The sequence below is a fragment of the Pseudaeromonas pectinilytica genome, assembly GCF_054780855.1.
Genome location: NZ_BAAGVN010000242.1, coordinates 1 through 2,492, shown reverse-complemented (window position 1 = coordinate 2,492; position 2,492 = coordinate 1). Strand labels below are relative to the sequence as shown.

The following is a 2,492-nucleotide window of genomic DNA, read 5'->3' as shown; positions in this document are numbered from 1 at the left end:
GAAGCCCTGCAAAGTAAACTGGATGGCTTTCTTGCCGCCAAGGATTTGATGGCACAGGGGATCAAGATCTGATCAATAGACAGCATTTCATGAGTCGGGTAGCATCGTTATTGAAGTCCATGATGATGGGAAAGGGCTCGATGCCGATAAAATTCGGCAAAAGGCAATAGCCAAAGGATTGATTGATGCCAATAGCCAACTCGATGATCAATCATTGTATCAACTCATCTTTGAGCCGGGATTATCTACCGCGGATAGTGTCAGCAATCTCTCTGGCCGTGGTGTCGGTATGGATGTGGTCCGTCGGAATGTAGAAGCATTGCGGGGCACTATTGAATTAGATTCCACACCAGGATCTGGATGCTGCGTTCAGATCCGTTTACCACTTACATTAGCTATTATTGATGGATTTTTGGTCAGCGTCGGTGACACGCCTCTGGTGATTCCATTGGATATGGTCACCGAGTGCCTGGAGGCGACCCATGTTATTGATGACGCCATATATGACTATCGAGAATTAAGAGGAAAGCCCCTTCCCATCATCCATCTTCGTCATCATTTTTCGATCGATGGTCAACCATCCAAACGGCAGAATATCGTGGTTGTCAGCCATGGGAAGCAGCAACTTGGACTGATTGTGGATCAGTTGCTCGGCGAACAGCAGATTGTAATAAAGCCACTCGGCACTTTGTTTTCTCAATTAAAGGATATCAGCGGTTCGAGCATTTTGGGCTCGGGGCAGGTCGCTCTTATTTTGGATATTCCGGGGATGTTGCAGAAGATGCATGAGCAAATTAGCTCGGCTCAGTGTACCCATTTTTCTTTATAAGCAAACTTTGCGCGGGAGAATGTTATGAGTTTTTTCAAAAACATGAAATTAAGAACGCGGCTTGTTTTGGCGTTCGTATTGATGTCGCTAGTGGCTGCAATTGTTGGTGGTGTCGGTTATGTCAATATGCGAGACATCAATGGCATGACCAATCGACTCTACGAAAAAGAGTTACTGGGGTTAAAGGCTGCTGCCGATGCTCGAATGAATTTTCTTGCTGTCGGGCGTTATATGCGAGCTGCCATGCTGGCTGAAACAGACGAGAGTCGTCAGCAACACATCGCTAGTTATTTAAAAAGCCTTAGCGCAGTCGAAGATGCTATTAACGAGGCTAGACCTAAATTTACCTCAGCTGAGGGTCAAGCCTTGTTCACGGAGTTTGACCGTATTTGGCCATCCTATAAAGACGGTATAAAGAAGACCGAGGCCATGGTATTAAGTGAACCTCTGCGTACCGAAACGCCATCCAATAATTATCTGGAAGGCGATTTTGCTCCGACTATTCAGAGCCTGATGGATCAGGTCGGGAAGATTGTTCAACAGAAAATAAAACGTTCCGAAGAGCAAGCTGTAGCAGCCCACTCTTTGTATCAACACAGTACCACCTTGATGTTTGGCGCTATTACGGCCGGTGTGCTGCTGGGATTGGGGATGGGTTTTTTCATCTCCTATCGTATTGTCAATCAATTGGGTGGCGAGCCGGACTATGCCGTCGATATTACCCGAAAAGTTGCTGCAGGTGATTTGGGTGTGGCAATTGTTCTGGATGAAAATAATAAAAAATCACTGCTGTATGCCATCAAGGAAATGGTGGATAAGCTGGGTCATACCATGCGTGAGGTGCGCACATCGGCCGATGCATTGTCGAGTGCCGCAGAACAAGTCAGTGCAACGTCCCAAGCCTTGAGTCAGGGAGCGAGTGAGCAAGCTGCGAGTGTCGAAGAAACCTCCGCTTCCATGGAACAAATGTCGGCTTCGATTGCTCAGAATACCGAAAGTGCCAAAGTGACCAATGGCATCTCGTCAAAAGCCGCTAACGATGCGCTACGCGGCGGCCAAGCCGTTAAAGAAACGGTCAATGCCATGAAACAGATTGCTAGTAAAATCAGCATCATCGATGACATTGCCTACCAAACTAATCTGTTGGCGTTGAATGCTGCTATTGAAGCTGCGCGAGCCGGCGACCATGGCAAGGGCTTTGCCGTAGTCGCCGCCGAGGTTCGTAAGCTGGCTGAGCGCAGCCAGATTGCGGCACAGGAAATCGGCGAAGTCGCAGGCAATAGTGTTTCTTTGGCGGAGCAGGCGGGCACACTATTTGACCAATTGGTGCCGGATATCCAGCGCACATCCGATCTGGTTCAGGAAATAACCGCCGCATCTCAGGAGCAAACCACAGGCGTCAGTCAGATCAATGTGGCTATGAATCAGCTTAATCAGATCACTCAACAAAGCGCTTCATCTTCTGAAGAGCTGGCGGCGACTGCCGAAGAGATGAATGCGCAAGCGGCACAATTAACTGAACTGATCGGCTATTTTAAGGTCTCGGACATGGGGGGGCATGCAGTAAGCAAAGCTAAACCGATGGCGCTGTTCCCTTTACGTGTTGTTGACTATTTTCACCCCACCCGATAACCAGGATTTTGCACTGTTGGGCTCTTGGTTG

Annotated in this window: 2 protein-coding genes; both read left to right on the top strand. The window is 48.3% G+C overall.

The window, feature by feature from the left end; genetic code table 11:
• Window positions 1–103 precede the first annotated feature (103 nt).
• Window positions 104–829 carry a chemotaxis protein CheA gene (locus ACYVG7_RS10595; protein WP_460883081.1) on the top strand — a complete coding sequence of 242 codons (726 nt, stop codon included), beginning with the start codon at window positions 104–106 and terminating at the stop codon, window positions 827–829.
• Window positions 830–853: 24 nt separating this feature from the next.
• Entirely contained in the window at window positions 854–2,461 is a 1,608-nt protein-coding gene (locus tag ACYVG7_RS10590; protein WP_460883080.1) for a methyl-accepting chemotaxis protein, read from the top strand.
• Window positions 2,462–2,492: the final 31 nt, after the last annotated feature.

What these genes read in the sequence shown, in the direction of transcription:
- ACYVG7_RS10590 (WP_460883080.1), top strand. Translation starts at nt 854, where the DNA reads ATGAGTTTTTTCAAAAACATGAAATTAAGAACGCGGCTTGTTTTGGCG.